This is a genomic window from Streptomyces sp. NPDC048278, assembly GCF_040652195.1.
GTDB lineage: Bacteria > Actinomycetota > Actinomycetes > Streptomycetales > Streptomycetaceae > Streptomyces.
The window spans coordinates 187,560-205,036 of record NZ_JBEZLP010000012.1; the positions used below are offsets into that span (position 1 = coordinate 187,560).

At 72.7% G+C, this 17,477-nt stretch carries 14 protein-coding genes; 7 read left to right on the forward strand and 7 right to left on the reverse strand.

The annotated features are described in order from the left end of the window. Positions 1 to 12: 12 nt before the first annotated feature. Positions 13 to 4,134: a bifunctional nitrate reductase/sulfite reductase flavoprotein subunit alpha gene (locus AB0D74_RS22440; protein ID WP_362589872.1), complete on the reverse strand. Its 4,122-nt coding sequence runs from the start codon at positions 4,132 to 4,134 to the stop codon at positions 13 to 15. A gap of 215 nt (positions 4,135 to 4,349) precedes the next feature. Here AB0D74_RS22440 and AB0D74_RS22445 point away from each other — a divergent pair, with 215 nt between their 5' ends. The 3 genes from AB0D74_RS22445 to AB0D74_RS22455 all read left to right on the forward strand — a co-directional run bounded on the left by AB0D74_RS22445 (position 4,350) and on the right by AB0D74_RS22455 (position 8,125). Further along, positions 4,350 to 6,119: a SpoIIE family protein phosphatase gene (locus AB0D74_RS22445; protein WP_362589601.1), complete on the forward strand. Its 1,770-nt coding sequence runs from the start codon at positions 4,350 to 4,352 to the stop codon at positions 6,117 to 6,119. 114 nt (positions 6,120 to 6,233) lie between these two features. Continuing rightward, complete coding sequence (locus AB0D74_RS22450) at positions 6,234 to 7,178, forward strand: polyprenyl synthetase family protein (protein WP_362589604.1); 945 nt, start codon at positions 6,234 to 6,236, stop codon at positions 7,176 to 7,178. Further along, a complete protein-coding gene (locus AB0D74_RS22455; RefSeq protein ID WP_362589607.1) occupies positions 7,175 to 8,125 on the forward strand; it encodes a UbiA family prenyltransferase in 951 nt (316 codons plus the stop codon). Before AB0D74_RS22450 ends, AB0D74_RS22455 begins: the two co-directional genes overlap by 4 nt. 62 nt (positions 8,126 to 8,187) lie before the next feature. Here AB0D74_RS22455 and AB0D74_RS22460 read toward each other — a convergent pair whose 3' ends face one another. The 4 genes from AB0D74_RS22460 to AB0D74_RS22475 form a co-directional block, all read right to left on the reverse strand. Further along, complete coding sequence (locus AB0D74_RS22460; RefSeq protein WP_362589610.1) at positions 8,188 to 9,213, reverse strand: alcohol dehydrogenase; 1,026 nt, start codon at positions 9,211 to 9,213, stop codon at positions 8,188 to 8,190. A 147-nt stretch (positions 9,214 to 9,360) separates the two neighbouring features. Beyond that, entirely contained in the window at positions 9,361 to 10,446 is a 1,086-nt protein-coding gene (locus AB0D74_RS22465) for a hypothetical protein (protein ID WP_362589613.1), read from the reverse strand. A gap of 166 nt (positions 10,447 to 10,612) precedes the next feature. Beyond that, on the reverse strand, positions 10,613 to 12,031 hold the full coding sequence (locus AB0D74_RS22470; RefSeq protein ID WP_362589616.1) for a lamin tail domain-containing protein: 1,419 nt from the start codon (positions 12,029 to 12,031) through the stop codon (positions 10,613 to 10,615). A 130-nt stretch (positions 12,032 to 12,161) separates the two neighbouring features. Next, positions 12,162 to 12,875, reverse strand: a complete 714-nt coding sequence (locus tag AB0D74_RS22475; protein ID WP_362589619.1) for a helix-turn-helix domain-containing protein — start codon at positions 12,873 to 12,875, stop codon at positions 12,162 to 12,164. Positions 12,876 to 13,113: 238 nt separating this feature from the next. On the opposite strand from AB0D74_RS22475, the gene AB0D74_RS22480 reads away from it, so the two are divergent. Further along, entirely contained in the window at positions 13,114 to 13,779 is a 666-nt protein-coding gene (locus AB0D74_RS22480; RefSeq protein ID WP_362589622.1) for a DUF4097 family beta strand repeat-containing protein, read from the forward strand. A 190-nt stretch (positions 13,780 to 13,969) separates the two neighbouring features. After that, positions 13,970 to 15,208 (forward strand): glucuronyl hydrolase, encoded by a 1,239-nt coding sequence (locus AB0D74_RS22485; RefSeq protein WP_362589625.1) that lies wholly within the window; start codon positions 13,970 to 13,972, stop codon positions 15,206 to 15,208. Here AB0D74_RS22485 and AB0D74_RS22490 read toward each other — a convergent pair. Then, entirely contained in the window at positions 15,205 to 15,387 is a 183-nt protein-coding gene (locus AB0D74_RS22490; protein ID WP_362589628.1) for a hypothetical protein, read from the reverse strand. The genes AB0D74_RS22485 and AB0D74_RS22490 overlap by 4 nt on opposite strands. A gap of 230 nt (positions 15,388 to 15,617) precedes the next feature. Here AB0D74_RS22490 and AB0D74_RS22495 point away from each other — a divergent pair, with 230 nt between their 5' ends. Both AB0D74_RS22495 and AB0D74_RS22500 read left to right on the forward strand, forming a co-directional pair. After that, the gene (locus AB0D74_RS22495) at positions 15,618 to 16,052 is read left to right on the forward strand and encodes a VOC family protein (protein WP_362589631.1); all 435 of its coding nucleotides are present in this window, start codon (positions 15,618 to 15,620) and stop codon (positions 16,050 to 16,052) included. Positions 16,053 to 16,142: 90 nt separating this feature from the next. Continuing rightward, the gene (locus AB0D74_RS22500) at positions 16,143 to 16,319 is read left to right on the forward strand and encodes a hypothetical protein (protein WP_362589634.1); all 177 of its coding nucleotides are present in this window, start codon (positions 16,143 to 16,145) and stop codon (positions 16,317 to 16,319) included. Here the strand turns inward: AB0D74_RS22500 and AB0D74_RS22505 are convergent, their stop codons facing one another. Then, positions 16,320 to 17,417: a LacI family DNA-binding transcriptional regulator gene (locus tag AB0D74_RS22505; protein WP_362589637.1), complete on the reverse strand. Its 1,098-nt coding sequence runs from the start codon at positions 17,415 to 17,417 to the stop codon at positions 16,320 to 16,322. Between the last annotated feature and the right edge of the window lie 60 nt (positions 17,418 to 17,477).

Consider the following 17,477-nt stretch of genomic DNA (forward strand, 5'->3'; position numbering starts at 1 on the left):
GGTCAGCGGGGGTCAGTAGACGTCCCGGACGTAACGCCGGTCCGCGGCCAGCTGTTTGACGTACGCCGTCGCCTCGTCCTCGGTCAGTCCGCCGTGCACCGTGGCGATGTCCTTCAGGGCCCGGTCGACGTCCCTGGCCATCCGGGAGGCGTCGCCGCAGACGTAGAAGTGGGCGCCGTCCTGGAGCCAGGACCACAGCAGCGGGCCGTGTTCGCGCATCCGGTCCTGGACGTAGACCTTGGCCCGCTGGTCGCGGGAGAAGGCGGTGTCGAGGCGGCTCAGGGTCCCCTCGGCGAGCAGGGCGGTGAGTTCCTGCTCGTAGTAGAAGTCGGTGGCCCGGTGCTGCTCGCCGAAGAACAGCCAGTTGGGAGCGCGGTGGCCGCGGGCCCGGCGCTCCTCCAGGAAGCCGACGAACGGCGCCACACCGGTGCCGGGGCCGACCATGACCATGGGGGTGGCGGGGTCGGCGGGCGGCCGGAAGTGCGGGGAGCGCTGGACGTGCACCGGGACCGGCGTCCCGGGTTCGGCGTCGGCGAGGAACGGCGAGCAGACGCCCTGCCGGGGCGTGCCGCGCAGGTTCTCGTAGCGGACGACGGAGACGGTGAGCGAGACCTGGTGGGGGTCGGTCAGCGGGCTGGACGAGATGGAGTACAGGCGCGGCTGGAGCCTGCCGAGGACGCCCGCCCACTCCTGGGCGGGCGCACGGACGCCGAACTCGGCGACGACGTCGACCGCCTGCCGGCCCCAGGACCACTTGGCCAGTTCGTCCTTGTTGTCGGGGCGCAGCAGCTTGCGCAACTCACGCGGGTCACGGGCGCGTTCGGCGGTGAAGCGGAGCAGGTCCGGGGTGACGCGGGTGATGTCCAGGTGGCGGGAGAAGGCCTCGGCGAGGGGGACTTCGCCGACTCCGTCGACCTGCACGCCGGTTGCGGCGTCGAGTCCGGTGGCGGTCAGCCATTCCGTCACCAGGGCTGCGGAGTTGAGGGGGCGGACGCCGAGCGCGTCGCCCGCCTCGTAGACCAGCGGGGTCTCGCTGTCGCGGGTGTCGAAGGTGAAGCGCCGGACCTCCTTGCCGGCGCCGGGCAGGCTGAGCGGCCGGTTGCCGACGAGGCGGGCGGTGGTGGGGGCGGGGCGCCGGGGCCTGGCGGGGGCGGGGGGCGGTGCCGCGGGGCCGTCCTTGAGCGCGGTCAGCACCTGGTCGAGCCAGGCCTCCGCCCGGGTCTCGTAGTCCGGTTCGCAGTCGGTGCGCGGCGCGATCCGGACCGCGCCGAGCTCGTCCAGCCTGCTGTCCAGGCGCCGCCCGTGCCCGCAGAAGTCGTCGTAGCTGGAGTCGCCGAGGGCCAGCACGGCGTACCGGCGGCCTTCGAGGCGCCCGCTGTCGAGGGCGGCGAGGCCGTCCCAGAAACCGGCGCCGTTGTCGGGGGCGTCGCCGTCACCGAAGGTGCTGGTGATCAGGAGCAGGTCGGCGCCCGCGGGCAGGGCGGCCGGGTCGGCCTGGTCCATGGCGACGAGGGAGGCCGCGTGGCCGCCCGCGGTGAGGCGCTCGGCGGTGGTGGCGGCGAAGTCCTCGGCGTTGCCGGTCTGCGAGGCCCAGAGGACCACCACCTGGCGGCCGGGCGTGGGCGGCGGAGCCGGGGTCGCGGCGGACCGGGAGTACATGCCGGCGAGGGTGCCGTTGACCCACCGGGCGTGCTCGGGGCTGAACGGCGCGTCCGGCGGCAGCACGGGCACGCCCGGGACGCCGACCGGGACGCCGGCCAGGAAACCGACCAGGTACTGCCGTTCGGCTGCGGTGAGGACCGGCGGCGGGGCGGGGTCGAGGCCGAAGACGGAGGCGGCGGAGAGCGGCACCGCGGTGGGCGCGACGGCGACGGTGGCGGGGAGCGCGGCGGCACCGGGTACGGCGGCGGAAGCAGTCGTGGGTGCGGCGGCGACGGCCGGGGTCGCCTCGGCACCCGGTGCCTGCACGCTCACCGCTGTGGCCACCTTGGTCAGCGACACCGCGCACACCTTCAGCTCGGGCTGGAACGACAGCGGGTCGACCGCGTCGCTGGTCACCGCGTTGACGCTGAGGTACTCGCCGAACAGGTCGTTCCAGTGGAAGGGCGCGAAGCAGGTTCCGGGCAGCACCCGGTCCGTGACCACCGCCGGCAGCACCGCCCGGCCGCGCCGGGAGGCGACCTCCACGGAGTCGCCGTCGGCGAGCCCGAGCCCGGCCGCGTCCTCGGGGTGGACCTCGACGAACGGGCCCGGGTTGAGCTTGTTCAGCTTGGCGACCTTCGCGGTCTTGGTCAGGGTGTGCCACTGGTGCTGGAGGCGGCCGGTGTTCAGGACGAACGGGTAGTCGTCGTCGGGCATCTCGGCGGGATCGAGGTGCGGCCGGGCGTGGAAGACGGCGCGTCCGGAGGCTGTGGCGAAGGTGAGGGAGCCGTCGGCGTTCACGTACCGGACGGGGTTGCGGTCGGGTCCTTCCGCGGTGGCGGCCGGCCACTGGACGGGGGTGGCGCGCAACCGGTCGTAGGTGACGCCCCGCAGGTCGTAGCCGGTCTGCGGGTTGTGGAAGCCCTTGATCTCCTCGAAGATCTCCTCCGCGCTGTCGTAGGAGAAGCCGTCCTCGTATCCCATCGCGCGGGCCACCCCGGCGATCAGCCGCCAGTCCGCGGTGGCCTCGCCGGGCGGGTCGGCGGCGGGGCGGGCGAGGGTGAGGTTGCGCTCGCTGTTGACGAGGACGCCCTCGGTCTCGGTCCACAGGGCGGCCGGCAGGACGACGTCGGCGTAGGCGTTGGTCTCGGTGTCGGTGAAGACGTCCTGGGTGACGACGAACTCGGCGGCCTCCAGGCCCTCGATGACAGTCCTGCGGTTGGCGACGGAGGCGACCGGGTTGGTGCAGATGATCCAGCAGGCCTTGATCTCGCCGTCGGCCATCTTCCGGAACATCTCCACCGTGCCCTTGCCCACGCCGTCGGCGCGGATCGAACCGGGCGCCAGCCCCCATCGCTCCTCGACGAACGCGCGGTCCGCGTCGACGAGCACCGACCGCTGGCCGGGCAGGCCCGGTCCCATGTACCCCATCTCCCGGCCGCCCATGGCGTTGGGCTGGCCGGTGAGGGAGAGCGGGCCGCTGCCGGGGCGGCAGATCTTCCCGGTCGCCAGGTGCAGGTTGACCAGGGCGTTGGTGTTCCAGGTGCCGTGCGTGGACTGGTTGAGGCCCATGGTCCAGCAGCTGGTCCACTCCCCCGCCTCGCCGATCAGCCGGGCCGCCGCGCGCAGGTCGGCCTCCGGGATGCCGGTGACCTCGGCGACCGTGGCGGGCGGATAGTCGGCGAGGAATTCCGGCATCGCCTCCCAGCCCTCGGTGCAAGCGGCGACGAAGTCGGGATCGGTGTGCCCGTTCGCGTGCAGCAGGTGCAGCAGGCCGTTCATGAGCGCGAGGTCGGTGCCCGGCCTGACCTGGAGGAACAGGTCGGCCTTCGCGGCGGTGGCGGTGCGGCGCGGGTCGACGACGATGAGCTTCGCGCCCGCCTTCACCCGGTCCATCAGGCGCAGGAAGAGGATGGGGTGGCAGTCGGCCATGTTGGCGCCGATGACGAGGAAGACGTCGGCCTTGTCGAGGTCCTGGTACGAGCCGGGCGGGCCGTCGGCGCCGAGCGAGAGCTTGTAGCCGGTGCCGGCGCTGGCCATGCACAGCCGGGAGTTGGACTCGATGTTGTTGGTGCGGAGATACCCCTTGGTGAGTTTGTTGGCGAGGTACTGGGCCTCCAGGCTCATCTGCCCGGAGACGTAGAGGGCGACCGCGTCCGGGCCGTGTTCGTCGACGATCGCGCGCAGCCGCCGGGCGGTCTCGGCGACGGCCGCGTCCACGGCCGACGGCACCGCCTCCGCGCCCCGCTCGGGCCGCAGCAGGGCGGTGGTCAGCCGGCCGGGCGCGGCGAGCATGTCGGCGGTGGTGGCGCCCTTCGTGCACAGCCGGCCGAAGTTCGCCGGGTGCTCCTTGTCGCCGGACGCCTTCAGGACGGTACGGCGGCCGTCCGGGCCCATGCCGATGTCCAGGACCATGCCGCAGCCGACCCCGCAATACGAGCAGACGGTCCGCACCCTGCCGGTGTCGGTGCTGCGCGAGTCCGGCGCGGCCACGGGCGCCCCCTGTTCCTGCTGGTCGGCTTCTTCCATCCGACCCCGACGGTAGGTACGGCTGATTACACCGGCGTCACCGCTCCTGATCAACGGGGGTTAAGGCCGCCGCACAGCCGCGCTCGGGACGCTGTGAGCGGATCCGCCCGGGATGCGCCGTGCCGGGACCTGTTGCACGATGAGGGCGGCCGAGGGAGGGGGCAGGCGAGGAGGACCGGGTGGACAGGGACACCTCCTCACGACGAGCGACCGCACCGGCGGCGACCGCACGGGACGCCCCGAAGACGCCGGGCGCGCGGGGCGCACCGGCTCCGGCCGCCGCGGACGCACCCCCCGACGGCATCGCCTACCTCGACATGCTGCGCGGGATCGTCGAGGGCGCGGCCGTCGGCTTCGCCGTCCTCGGCACCGATCTGCGCTACCTGTACGTCAACCCGCACATGGCCCGGGCGACGGGCCTGCCCGCCGCCGCCTACCTGGGCCGCACCCAGCACGAGGTGCTGCCGCACATCCAGCGGCCCGACCAGGTGCTGCGGGACGTCCTCCACGACGGACGGCCGCGCGAGGCCATCGTCACCGGACGCACCTGGGTGGACTCGCCGTACCAGGTCCGGGAGTGGCGGTGCGTCTACCACCGGCTCGTGGACGGCACCGGCAAGGTCGTGGGCGTCGCGGCGGTGGGCCTGGAGATCAGCGAGCCGCAGCAGTACGTGTACGAGCTGGAGCGCGCCCACCGGCGGCTGGCGCTGCTGGACTCGGCCGCGTCCCGGATCGGCACCGGCACCGACGTCGCCGGGACCTGCCGGGAGCTGGCGGAGTTCGTCGTACCGGAACTGGCGGACGCGGCCGGGGTGGAGCTCACTCCGCCGGACACGGCGTCGGCGCGGCGGACGCCGACCCGGCTCGCGGCGTACGCCACGCGTCCCGGGCTGGTCACCGGTCTCGCGGCCCTCGACGCGCGCGGGGAGCTGGTCGGCTGGCCGCGCGCCACCGGGACCCGGCGGAACCTGGCGGCGGGCCGGATCTGGCGGCGCGACGCGATCACCGTGGCGCAGTGGCGGTCGCTGATCCCGCGCTGGGCGCCCGCCCAGGCGTGTCTGACCGCCCGGGTCCACTCGGTGCTGCTCGCGCCCCTGGTCTCCGACGGCAGGGTGCTCGGCATCCTGATGCTGGCCCGGGCCGGGGACTCCGCGCCGTTCTCGAACGAGGACGCCACGGTGGCCCGCGAGCTCGCCGCCCGCGCCGCCCGCGCCCTGGACCGGGCGGTCCGCTTCGAACGCGAGCACACCATGGCCCTGGAGCTGCAGCGGGCCCTGCTGGCCGAGCCCGGCCAGTTGCAGCGGCACGGCGGTGTGGAGACCACCGCCCGCTACCGTCCCGCCGACGACGGCTCGCTGATCGGCGGCGACTGGTACGACGTCCTGGCGCTGCCCGACGGCCGCACGATGCTGGTCATCGGGGACGTGATGGGCCACGGGGTGGACGCGGCGGTGGCGATGAGCCACTACCGTTCGACGCTGCGCGCCCTGGCCCTCGCCGGACTCTCGCCGCGCCGCATCCTCCAGCACGCGGACCGCATGGTCGCCGACTCCGGTTTCGAGCGGGTGGCCACCTGCTTCCTCGCGCTCGGCGACTCGGACGTCGCCACGCTCACCTATGCCAGCGCCGGCCACCTGCCGCCGGTCTGGCTCACCCCGCAGGGCGAGATGCAGCTGGTCCCGGTGCCGGTCGGGCCGCCGCTGGGCAGCGGACTCGGCCGGTACGAGCAGGGTGTCACCCCGGAACGCGGCGGGGTGCTGCTCCTGTACACCGACGGTCTCGTGGAGCGGCGCGGCGAGGACATCGACCGCGGTCTGGCCCGGCTGACGGGACTGTCGCTGTGCCCCACCGATCCGCTGGACAAGATCCTGGACACAGTCCTGGCGCACCTCGCCGCCGGCTCCGAGGACGACATCGCGCTGCTCGCGGCGCGCGTGGTATCCGGCTGAGCCGGACGCGCCCGTACGCCGGGGCGCGCGCCCGTCGTGCCTCCGGCAGCCTCGTGACACCGCCGAGCGTGGCTCGTTCACCGCCAGGGGAACGATCAGCAGTGAGGACCGGGTATGCGGTACGACGAGAACGGCACGGCGGCCTCCGTCGAGCAGGGCCTGCGGGACTGGCTGTCCCGGGCCGCCGGGGAGCCGCTCGCCGAGGTGCACCGCTGGGCGCTGCACCCGCCGGGAAAGCTGGTGCGGCCGGTGCTGCTGCTGGAGTCGGCGGCGGCCGTGGGCGGGGCGTACGAGCGGGTCATGCCGGCGGCGGTCGGGGTGGAGCTGGTGCATGTGGCGAGCCTGCTGCACGACGACATCCTCGACGACGACCGGTTGCGCCGGGGCAAGCCGTCGGGGCACGCCAGGTTCGGTCCCGGCGCGGCCGTCCTGGGCGGTGACGCGCTGATGTTCGCGCTGTTCGAGCAGGTGGTGGAGTGCGGTGGGCGCGGGGTGCCGGAGGCGGCCGTGCTCCGGGCCGTGGGCACGCTGGCGCGGGCCGGCCGGCGGATGGCGCAGGGGGTGGCCCGGGAACTGGACCCGGTGCGGACGCCGGACCCGGTGGTCGGGTATCTGGAGATGGTCCGGCTGAAGACGTCGGCGTTGCTGAGCGCGTGCTGCGAGGCGGGCGCGGTGCTGGGCGGCGGCTCGCCGGGGCAGGCGCGGGCCCTGGCCGGGTACGGCGAGGCGCTCGGGGTGGCGTTCCAGATCCGCGACGACCTGCTGCCGTACGGCCCGGAGGCCGGCCGGGAGGGCAAGCCCGCCGACAGCGACCTGCGCAACGACCGGCCCAGCCTGCCCCTGCTGCTGGCCGGGCCGGTCTCGGCGGATCCGGAGAAGGTGGGGCGGCTGCTGGTGGAGACGGGCGCGCTGGAGGAGTGCACGCGGCTCGCGCGCGCCTACGCGGAACGGGCCCGCCGGGAGCTGGACGCGTTGCCGCCGGGCCCGCACCGGGCCGCGCTGTGCCGGACGGCCGAGGCGCTGGCACCCGGGCCGTGGCGTGCGGGCGGTACCGGTTGAGGTCGGCACGGCTGTCCGGCCATCTGGAGACGCTGCGCCCGTACGACCTGGTGGTCATCCCCGTCATCACGGCGCTCGGCGCCGCGCTGGCAGCTCCCTCCGTCCAGCCCGCGCGGCTGGTCCTGGCGGGCATGCTCGGCCTCACGGCCTGTGCCGGGGCGCTCTACACCGCCGACTACCTCACCCGGCACGAGGACGCGCGGACCAAGCCGTACCGTCCCGTCCCCTCCGGACGGCTGCGGGCCGCCACCGCACGCCGGTGCGCGGTCCTCCTGTGGCTGGCTGCGTTCGTGCTGGCCATGTGGGCCAACTGGCGCTCCCTGCTCTTCGTCGGCCTCGCGGTCCTCGCCCAGGACGCCTACGGGCGGAGCCTGAAGGGCCGGGGGCTGTGGGGGGACCTGGCCGTCGGCTTCTCGGGGTGGTCGTGCACGCTGCTCGCGGGGGCCTGCTGCGCCGCGCCCTGGCCGCCCGCGCGGCTGGTGGCACCGGCGCTGCTGCTGGGCCTGCAGGGCACCTTCGGCAATCTGCTGCTCGCCCTCGACGACCGTCCGCACGACCTGCGCGCGGGCTGCGGCACCCTGCCGGTACGGCACGGTCCCGGCCGGGCGCGGACGGTGCTGACCGCGCTGGCGGCGGCCGAGTACGCGGGAGTGCCGCTCGTGCCGGGCCGGCTCGGGCCGGCCGGCGCACCCGTGTTCCTGCTGCTGGGCCTGGCCGCCGCGGCAACGGCCGTCGCGGTGCTCGGCACCGTGCGGCGCTGTCCGGACCGGGCCGTCGAACTGCACATGTACGAGCGGGTGCTGCTGCCCGCGGCGCTGTGGGCGCTGACTGGCAGGACCGCCGTCGCCGTGGCGGTCGCGGCGGCCTCGGCCGGGGTGCTGCGGCTGACGTCCCGGCCGATGCTGCGGCCCGAGCCGTACGAGAAGGGCGGCGCGATCGGTGCGTGAGCCCTGGGTTCGGCCGCAGGCCCACCGTAGGCCCAGGCCCAGTCGTAGCTTCAGTCGAAGGTTCAGTCGTAGGTGAGGACCATGCGGAAGCGTGCGGCCCCGGTCATCATCTTCTGGTAGGCCTCGCCGGCCTGCTCCAGCGGTACGGGTTCGATCGTCGGGCGGATCCCGTGCAGGGCGCTGAACTCCATGGTGTCCTGTACGTCCTGTGCGGTGCCGGACGGATGGCCGCGGAGCACCCGGCCGCTCAGCAGCAGCTGGAGCGGGCTGATCCCGAGGGGCTCGGGGTCGGCTCCGATCACCACCAGTTCGCCGCGGGGTGCCAGTCCGTCCACGGCCGCCGTGATCGCCTGGGAGTTGCCCGCGGTGGCGAGCACGACCTTGGCGCCGCCGAGCGACTGGAGCGCCTCCGCGACCGGGGTCGGGGCCGTGGAGTCGACGTAGTGGTGGGCGCCGAGCTGCTTGGCGAAGTCGGCCTTGTCGGCGCCGCGGGCGACGGCCACCGTTTCGAAGCCCATGGCCACCGCGTACTTCACGCCGAGGTGACCGAGTCCGCCGAGGCCGACGACGGCCACCAGGTCACCGGGCTCGGCCGGGCTGCGCCGCAGGCCGTTGAAGGTGGTCACGCCCGCGCAGCCCAGGGGCGCCGCGTCGGCCGAGGTCAGTCCGTCGGGGATGCGGGCCAGGGCGTCGACCGGTGCGATCACCTGCTCGCCGAAGCCGCCGTCGTAGGTCCAGCCGGGCACCTTCAGGTTCTCGCAGACGATGAAGTCGCCCTGCCGACAGGGCTTGCAGTGGCCGCAGCTGCCGCCGAACCAGCCGACTCCCACGCGGTCGCCGAGCTGCCAGCCCCAGTCCTCGATGCCCTCGCCGAGCTCCTCGATCCGCCCGGCGATCTCGTGACCGGGTACCACCGGGAACGTGACGCCCGGCAGGGCGGCGGTGACGAAGAAGGCGTCGCTGTGGCAGACGCCGCAGGCCTCCACGGCGATCCGCACATGGCCGGGACCCGGCCTCGGCACCTCCCGCTCGACGATCTCGAAAGGCCCGCCCGGAGCGGTCACCTGCGCGACTCGGTAGCTACTCATGCGTCTCTCCCGGAACGGGTACGACGGGTAGGGTCACCCCTCCCCCAGCACACCAGCTCCGGGCCGATCCCGCGCGTCGAGTGCGGGCCGGTGGGGGGCTGGTCGCGCAGTTCCCCGCGCCCCTGACGGGGCGCGGGGAAGGCCCGGTCAGGAGGTGATGCCGTTGTACTGGTCCCAGGTGTAGGCGAGGTCGGGCGAGGAGGGCTTGCCGGGCCAGTCGAAGTAGTCCCAGACGAGTTCGGCGGGGTTGGTGGCGAGGTAGCCGCGGCCGGGCAGGTCGTCGGCGTCGTCCCAGGCCCAGGGCGGGTTGGCGGCGTCGGTGTCGCAGGCGCCGTTGGCCGGGCCGAGGACGCCACCGGCGCCGCACTTGGCGCCGTAGGGGTTGGAGCTGTCGTCGCCGGCGAAGTTGTCCGGTGTCGCGAACAACGTTGTCAGGGTGCGGTTCGCCCACATGCCGTTCGCGGCGAAGACGTCGGTCAGGGTGTACTGCACGTCACGGTCGTCGGAGCCGGACGGCACCTCGGCGGTGGAGCCGGGGTAGTAGACGATGCCGTCGCCGCTCGCGTACTGGCTGCGTTCCTGGGACAGGTAGCCCTCGGCCCAGGCGGCGTGGGTGTTGGGCTGCTGGGTGGTGAACGGCCGCCCGTGCCCGTCGTCGTGCGGGTCGCCCTGGAGCTTCAGCGTGCCGTCGACGCTCTCCTGGCCGCTGGTGAAGTCGCTGCCCGCGGGCACCCAGGAGTAGAAGTTGCTGTGCGCGACCGTGATCGCCGCCTTCAACTGACCGTGCGCGGAGCCGTCGTTGGCCACGACGACCAGGACGCCCTCGGCGTCGTTCTCGTGCTCGGTGAGGTCCTCCTGGTAGTTGTCGAGGACACCGTCCGACCAGTCACGCGGGTGGAAGTACGTGTACAGCAGGTAGGAGAAGGACGGGGTCTGGACGACCGAGTAGTAGACGTGCGCGGCGAGCGGGAACTGGCTGGTGTTCTCCCAGTTGTTGCGGCCGTTGAGGTCACCGTCGTAGTCGTACGACGTGATGTAGTCGGACTTGCCGCCGAGCGCGGTCTCGCCGGTGGAGTCGACGTCCTGGAAGTTGACCGGGGCCCACCACTGGGCGAGGGCGGCGCGGTCGGTCGCGGCGTCCGCGGCGGCGGGGGTCGGCCGGGTGAGACCGGCAGCGCAGACCGCGGCCAGCGCGGCCGTCACGGCGAGGGATCTGCGTCGGGTCAGCGGCACACGGAAACGGTGCGGGCGGCTGGTTGCCACGGTTCCTCCGGGGAGCGGCGAAAGGAACCGGCACGTCGGTGAAGTCGACGTGCCGGTACGGGAGTTGACGCATGTTCCGGTGGTGCGTGTGATGCCGCGCGTACGATACAGCGCGGTGCGGGCGGCCCGGCAGGCCTCAGCAGGTGATGGTGCCCCTGCGCAGCGCGTGGCCGCTGTCGTTGCTGTCGTCGGACCACCACACGGGCTTGGTGCCGCCGCTGCACGCGTCGGAGCCGGAGACGGCGAAGCCCTCGTTGTTGTAGTTGCTCATGCCGGTCGGGCGGTTGTAGACGGCGGTGGTGGCGAGGACGCCGGAGGAGTTGATCTGCAGGGTGCGGTGCTGGCCGGAGCAGGTGTCGTCGCAGACCGCCCAGAGGCGGGACGCCTGCGGTTCCCACTGGAGCTCCATGACGCCGGCCATGCCGCTGCTGACGGACGCGACGCGGGTGAAGGTGCCGCCGTCCTTGAGGACGTAGCCGTAGATCATGCCGGTGCCCTCGACGCCGACGAAGAAAACCCCGCCGGAGTGCGAGCCGTAGTTCGCCGGGTTGTAGGCGGCGCCGGTCGAGGCGTCCTTGAAGCCGGCGGCGGTCAGGGTGGCGTCGGGGACCCAGGTGATGCCCTCCAGGCCGAGGTTGGAGCCCACCGACGGCAGGTCGGAGGTCAGGTTCCACTCGGTGGAGGCGGTGATGGTGGTGGCGGTGCCGCTCACGTCGTACTTGAGGACGGAGAGCCGGCTGGTGCCGGAGGAGTCCGCGTTGCGCTCACTCGACACGAAGACGCCCCCGGCGGAACCGGAGCCGGCCAGCGTGACGCCCTCGTCGTCGGGCGTGCCCGAACCGCCGGGGAACTTGAGCGTCTTGCCGGACGTCCAGCCGTTGGCGGTGTCGGCCTTCCAGGCGGTGGAGCCGTTCGGCACCAGCCGCCACAGCTTGCCGCTGTTCTGTGCCGCCCACAGCACGCTGCCCTCCTGGTAGAGGCCGCTCATGTCGGAGCCGAAGGCGTTCTTGGTGTCGGCGGTGGCGACCGAGCTGCCGCCCGGCCACGCGGTCGCCGAAATGCCGCCGGAGCCGCAGTCGTTGGCGGCGCCGAGGGTGAGCGCGGCCGAGCCGAAGGCGCCGGTGCCGTCGGGGCAGCGCGACCACGACGGGTCGGAGTGCTGGGTCCAGGCAAAGCTGTCGACCAGAGTGGTGCCGTCGGCGAGGTAGAGGCGCGCCTCGTCGTCGGAGCCCAGACCGAAGGAGCTGTGCACGTCGAAGGCGACGAAGCCACCGGGGGCGAGCGTGGTGCCGGAGGCTATCGCGTACTTGGAGCTGTCGTTGTCGTCCCGGAGGATCCAGCCGGAGAGATCCACCGTGGCGGTGCCCTTGTTGTAGAGCTCCACGGAGTCGTTGACGTCTCCGGTGGTCACCACCTCGTTGATCCGGATGTCGTCGGCCGCCGCCGCGTGGGCGGGCGACGCAGTCAGGGCGCCGACGGCGAGCGTCGGTCCGGCGACGGCGACGAGCAGAACACGGAGGCTGCGGCGCCACCGGCGTGCACGTGATTCGGTCACGAAGTCCGTCCTGGGGTGTCGTTGTGACAGGCCGCCAGGACCTTTCCTGCGCAGCCCGAACGGCCGCCTTCGCGCAGGTGAGGGGGTTGTGAACGGTGGGCGAACCACCAAGATCGATCCGGCCGGGCGCCTACGCGCGTCTGCTGTGCAGGACTTCGCGGGCCTGCTCGGCGGCGCGGGCGATGCTCTCGCTGACGAAGTCGAGGAAGCGGGCGATGTTCTCCAGGCGGTCGGCGGCGGGGGTGCGCGGGCCGAGGACGGTGACCCCCTGTCGTGCGGTCTCGGCGACCTGGGCGGTACCGCGCGCGCTGGCCAGCATCGACTGGTACCAGACGTCGTCGTCGACGAAGTACCGCTCGCGGCGGCGTTCGTCGCGCTCCCGGCGGACCAGCCCCTGCTCCTCCAGGAACGCGACCGCCTTGGAGACGGACGCGGGGCTGACCTGGAGCCGCTGGACGAGTTCGGACGCGGTGAGGCTGGCCGCGTCGCTGATGCAGAGACAGGCCAGCACCCGGGCCATCATCTTGGGTGTGCCCGACTGCATGAAGACGGTGGTGAGCGTCTCCTGGTACTCGGCCACGGCGTCGGCGTCCCGTCCGTGCGGCTGTGGGACCGCCCCCGGGCCCCGGGAGGAGGCGGGCCGGCGGCGGTGGGCGCGGCGCTCGGTGGCGCGGTGGGCCAGGTCGGCGCGGTAGGCGGCGGGACCGCCGTTGCGCATCACCTCACGCGTGACCGTCGAGGTCGGACGGTCGATACGGCGGGCGATCTCGGCGTAGGGGAGGCTGTCGGCCAGCCCCAGCGCGATCTGCTGGCGTTCCTGCTGGCTGAGCCTGCCTCCCGGCATCGCGATCTCCTCGCTGTTCCCGCAGGGCGGTCCCTGACCTCGTGAGCATAGCGTTCACTCTCGACTCATTGCAATGGTGAGCCCGTCTGGCGTTGCGTTATCTTCCGGGTCGTTGCAACAGTTTATACACTCTGACCTGCTTCTATTTGATCCATACGCAACGAACTTGTTGTCGCGACATGGAAAGCAACGTAGCGTTTCCGATGTCAGAAACAACGAGGACCAACGGGAGACCACGATGCAGAAGTTCGACACCCCCGCCCCGATCTCCGCCGTCCTGGACATCCCCGCCGGACGCGTCCAGTTCATCGCGGCGGACCGCGCCGACACCACCGTCGAGGTTCTGCCCACCGGCCCCGCCAGGAGCCGCGACGTGAAGGCGGCGGAGGCGACCGCCGTCTCCTACGCCGACGGCGTCCTGCGGATCACGTCCGGAACCCCCGGCAACCAGCTCTTCGGCCCCTCCGGCTCCGTGGAGGTCACCGTTCAGCTGCCCACCGGCTCCCGTGTCGAGGTCAAGGCAGCTGGCACCGAGCTGCGCGGCGTCGGACGCCTCGGCGACGTCGTCTTCGACGGCGCGTACCGCGAGATCAAGATCGACGAGGCCGCGAGCCTCCGCCTCACCGCGACCGACGGCGACATCGAGGTCGGCCGGCTGGACGGCCCCGCGGAGATCAGCACCGCACGGGGCGACATCCGGATCGGCGAGGCGACCCGCGGCACGGTCGTGCTCCGCACCCAGGACGGCGACATCTCGATCGCCGCCGCCACCGGCGTCTCGGCCGCCCTGGACGCCGGCACCGGCCACGGCCGCGCCAGCAACGCCCTGAAGAACGACGGCACCACCGAGCTCGACATCCGCGCCACCACGTCCCGCGGCGACATCACCGCCCGCAGCCTGTAGGCGGGTTGACCGACCGTCCGCCCCGACGGGCCCGGCGCGCGGGGCGCCGGGCCCGTCGGCTTGACCGGCACCACCCAAGAGGATGTTCACGTATCTGAATATTGCGCACATGCATGTACGCACGCGTCGCCGCATGCGAGACTCCTTCAACTCCCCCACTCATCAGTTCAGTTGGAGAGGAAGGCAGCCCATGCACATGTCCCGCAGGGCCGTGCTGGCCACCGCAGGCGGCGCCGCGGTCGCTTCCGCCGCCGTACCGCAGTCCGCGCAGGCGCTCACCGGCCGGGCGCCGACGGCGACTGAGGCGGTGCTGCGCGACGCGGCCGACTACGCGGTCGCGAAGGTGCGCGCCGTCGCGCCCGGGGTGAGCGGCTTCCCCACCGGGACGAAGTCCGAGAAGTGGGTCTACTCCCAGAACGGCGACTGGGTGGGCGGGTTCTGGCCCGGCGTCCTCTGGATGAGCTGGCTGTACAGCGGCGACGACGGCCTGCGCTCCCTCGCCCTCGCGTCGGCCGCGAAACTGGCCCCGCGCCAGTACGACACCGGCACACACGACCTGGGCTTCCTGTTCACCCCGTCCTGGGTCACCGCCTGGCGGCTGACCGGCGACACGTCCTGGCGGGACGGCGCCGTACAGGCGGCGCGCTCACTGCTCCAGCGCTACAACCCGCGGGGCCGCTACCTGCGGGCCTGGGGTGCGCTCAACACCTCCGACAACGCGGGGCGCATGATCATCGACACGATGATGAACCTCGACCTGCTCGTCTTCGCCGCCCGGCAGACCGGCGACGGCGCGTTCATGGACGCGGCGGTGGGACACGCGCAGACCGCCCGGCGGCTCTTCCCACGACCTGACGGCTCCACCCCGCACGTCTACGACCTCGACCCCGCAACCGGCACGCCCATCGGCCCGAACACCGTGCAGGGCTACAGCCCCACCTCCTGCTGGGCCCGCGGACAGGCCTGGGGCATCTACGGCTTCACCACGATGTACCGCCGCACCGGCGACCACGGGTTCCTGGACACCGCCCGCGCCCTCGCGGACTACGCCGTCCAGGCCCTGGGCCCGGACCACATACCCGTCTGGGACTACCGCGCACCGCAGCAGCCGTACGACGTCAAGGACGCCTCCGCCGCGGCCGTCATGGCCTGCGGACTGCTCGACCTGGCCGCCGCCACGGGCCGTGGCCGCTACCGCACCACCGCGCTGCGCATCCTCGGCGCCCTGTGCGGGACCTGCCTCACCACCCACTCCACCCGCGCCGAGGCCGTGGTGGCCCGCTGCACCCGCAACCGCCCGGCCGAGGACGGCATCGAGATCTCCCTCCCCTACGCCGACTACTACCTCCTCGAAGCGATCCTGCGCGTCCTGCGACCGCACGACCTGGACCGCGCGATCGACCTGTCGACGGTCGCCGACGACCGCTAGGGCGTGGCGCCCGTCGTCCGGGGCGTGTCGGCCGGCGGTGCGGTGAGCGGGGTCGGCGAGGGCGGGGACGCCTCCCCCGAGTCGGCCTGGACCATGAGGACGACCGCGATGACCGCCGTGGTCAGGGCGGCCATCGTGGCCAGCCACCAGATCCCGATCGCTTTCGCGTGAGCGGCCATGGCACCCTCCTTCGACGCGGAGCGTACGCCGTTGCCCGAAGACGGAACTCTCTTTTCACAGCACGCGACAACCGGCGCCCCACACCACCGGCCTCACCGCCACATTCTGGCCGCCTTCCCCGGCTGTCGCGCCACATTGCGAAATCCGCAAGGTAATTGACCCGTTATCAGAGGGAACTGACGATTGTCCGTGGGCGAACCCCTGCCAAGGCCCCTGCTATGGTGCGCCGATGTCGTCGATCAAGCAGTTCCAGGTCACCTTCGACTGCACGGAACCCGAGCGCGTCGCCCGTTTCTGGTGCGAGGTGCTGGGGTACGTCGCACCGCCGCCACCCGCGGGCTTCGCCACCTGGGACGACGCCAACCGCTCGCTGCCTCCCGAGGACCGGGGTGCGTGGTTCGCCTGCAGTGATCCCTCGGGGGTCGGCCCGCGGCTGTACTTCCAGCGCGTCCCGGAAGGCAAGGTCGTCAAGAACCGCGTCCATCTCGACGTGCGCGCCGCCACCGGACTCGTGGGCGAAGAACGCCTGACCACGCTGGAGGCCGAATGCGCACGGCTGGTCGCGCTCGGCGCGGTGCGCGTGCAACTGCTGCCCGCCGACGACGAGAACGAGTCCTGCATCACGATGCAGGACGTCGAGGGCAACGAGTTCTGCCTCGACTGAGCGTCCGTCGAGCCGGTGCGGTCGGGTGACGGGCTTGTGGAGGCGATGTGCGGGCATACGGGATGTCACCCCATCGAGAGGAGCCCGTCCATGCCCGGCATTGTTGCGGCAGTCCTGTTCTTCATCGCCTTTCTGATCAACGCGGCGGACATCAGCACCAACGACACGTTCACCTCCACGAACGTGATGCTGCTGGGGCTGACCGCCCTTGCCCTGCACGTGGCGGGCATCGGCACCGGCTGGTCGTACCGCAGCCGACGCCGCTGATCACGCGTTCCGCGGCCGTGGGCCCGGCGAGTCCCGGGAGTTCCGGTACGGCTGACCGGCCGGTGCGGCGGTCGCGGTCCCGGGCGGCAGGTTCAACGGCGTGACGACCTGGATGGCCGAGGGCAGGGCGGGGCCGTCCTCCGGGAGTGCCCCGTGGGCCCGCATGACGATCTGGCAGGCGCGGCGCATGTCCTGGCGCAGGTCGTGGTGGAGGACCGCGGACAGGCGGCGCTCGCGCAGCAGACGGGTGTTGTCGTGGTCGAGGTCGTGCGCGACGAACACCGCGCAGCCGCGTCCGAGGGCCGCGAAGGCCTCCAGGGTGGCGTGGTTGCCACCGCCCACGGAGTACACGGCGACGATGTCCTCGTCGCGTTCGAGCGCGTCGAGCACGAGGTCGTACTGGGTGGCGTCCAGGCCGTCGCTGTCGGTGACCTCGACCAGCGTCCGCCGCGGCTGGTCGGCGCGCATGGCGCCGCGGAAGCCCATCTCGCGCTCCTCCTCCCCGCGGAACGAGCCGCGGCTGATGGTGGTGAGCACGTTGCCGGGCCGGTCGCCGAGCCACTGTCCGAGGAGGTAGGCGGCGGTGGCGCCGGCCGCCCGGTTGTCGATGCCGACGTAGGCGAGGCGGGCGCTGTGCGGGAGGTCGGTCACCAGGGTGACGACGGGGATCCCGGCCGCGACCAGCCGCCCCACCGCGGCCGTGATCTCCGGCACGTCGGGGGCCTTGAGGATCACGCCCTGGGTGCCGCGCCCGGCGATCTTCTCCAGGGCCGCGACCAGGTCCCGGGGCGGGCAGGTCTCGCGGAAGTGGAACCGGGAGCGCACCACGGCCGGGTGCAGGGCGGGCAGTTCGGCCTCCAGCGCCTCGCGTACGGCGGTGGAGAACCGGTCCGGGGCCTGCATCACGATGTCGATCATGAAGGTACGGCCGCCGATGCGGACCTGGGCCTGCTGCCGGTCCAGGTCCTTGATGGCCTGGTGGACCTCGCGGACGGTGCCCTCCCGGACATTGCCCCGCTGATGGAGGACACGGTCGACGGTGGCCGTGCTCAGCCCTGCCTGACGGGCGATTTCCCTGACCGTATAGGGGTGGCGCATGACGGATCCCGGTGGACGGTGATGGACTTTTGATGCACTGCTGAGGATTGAATGATGGGT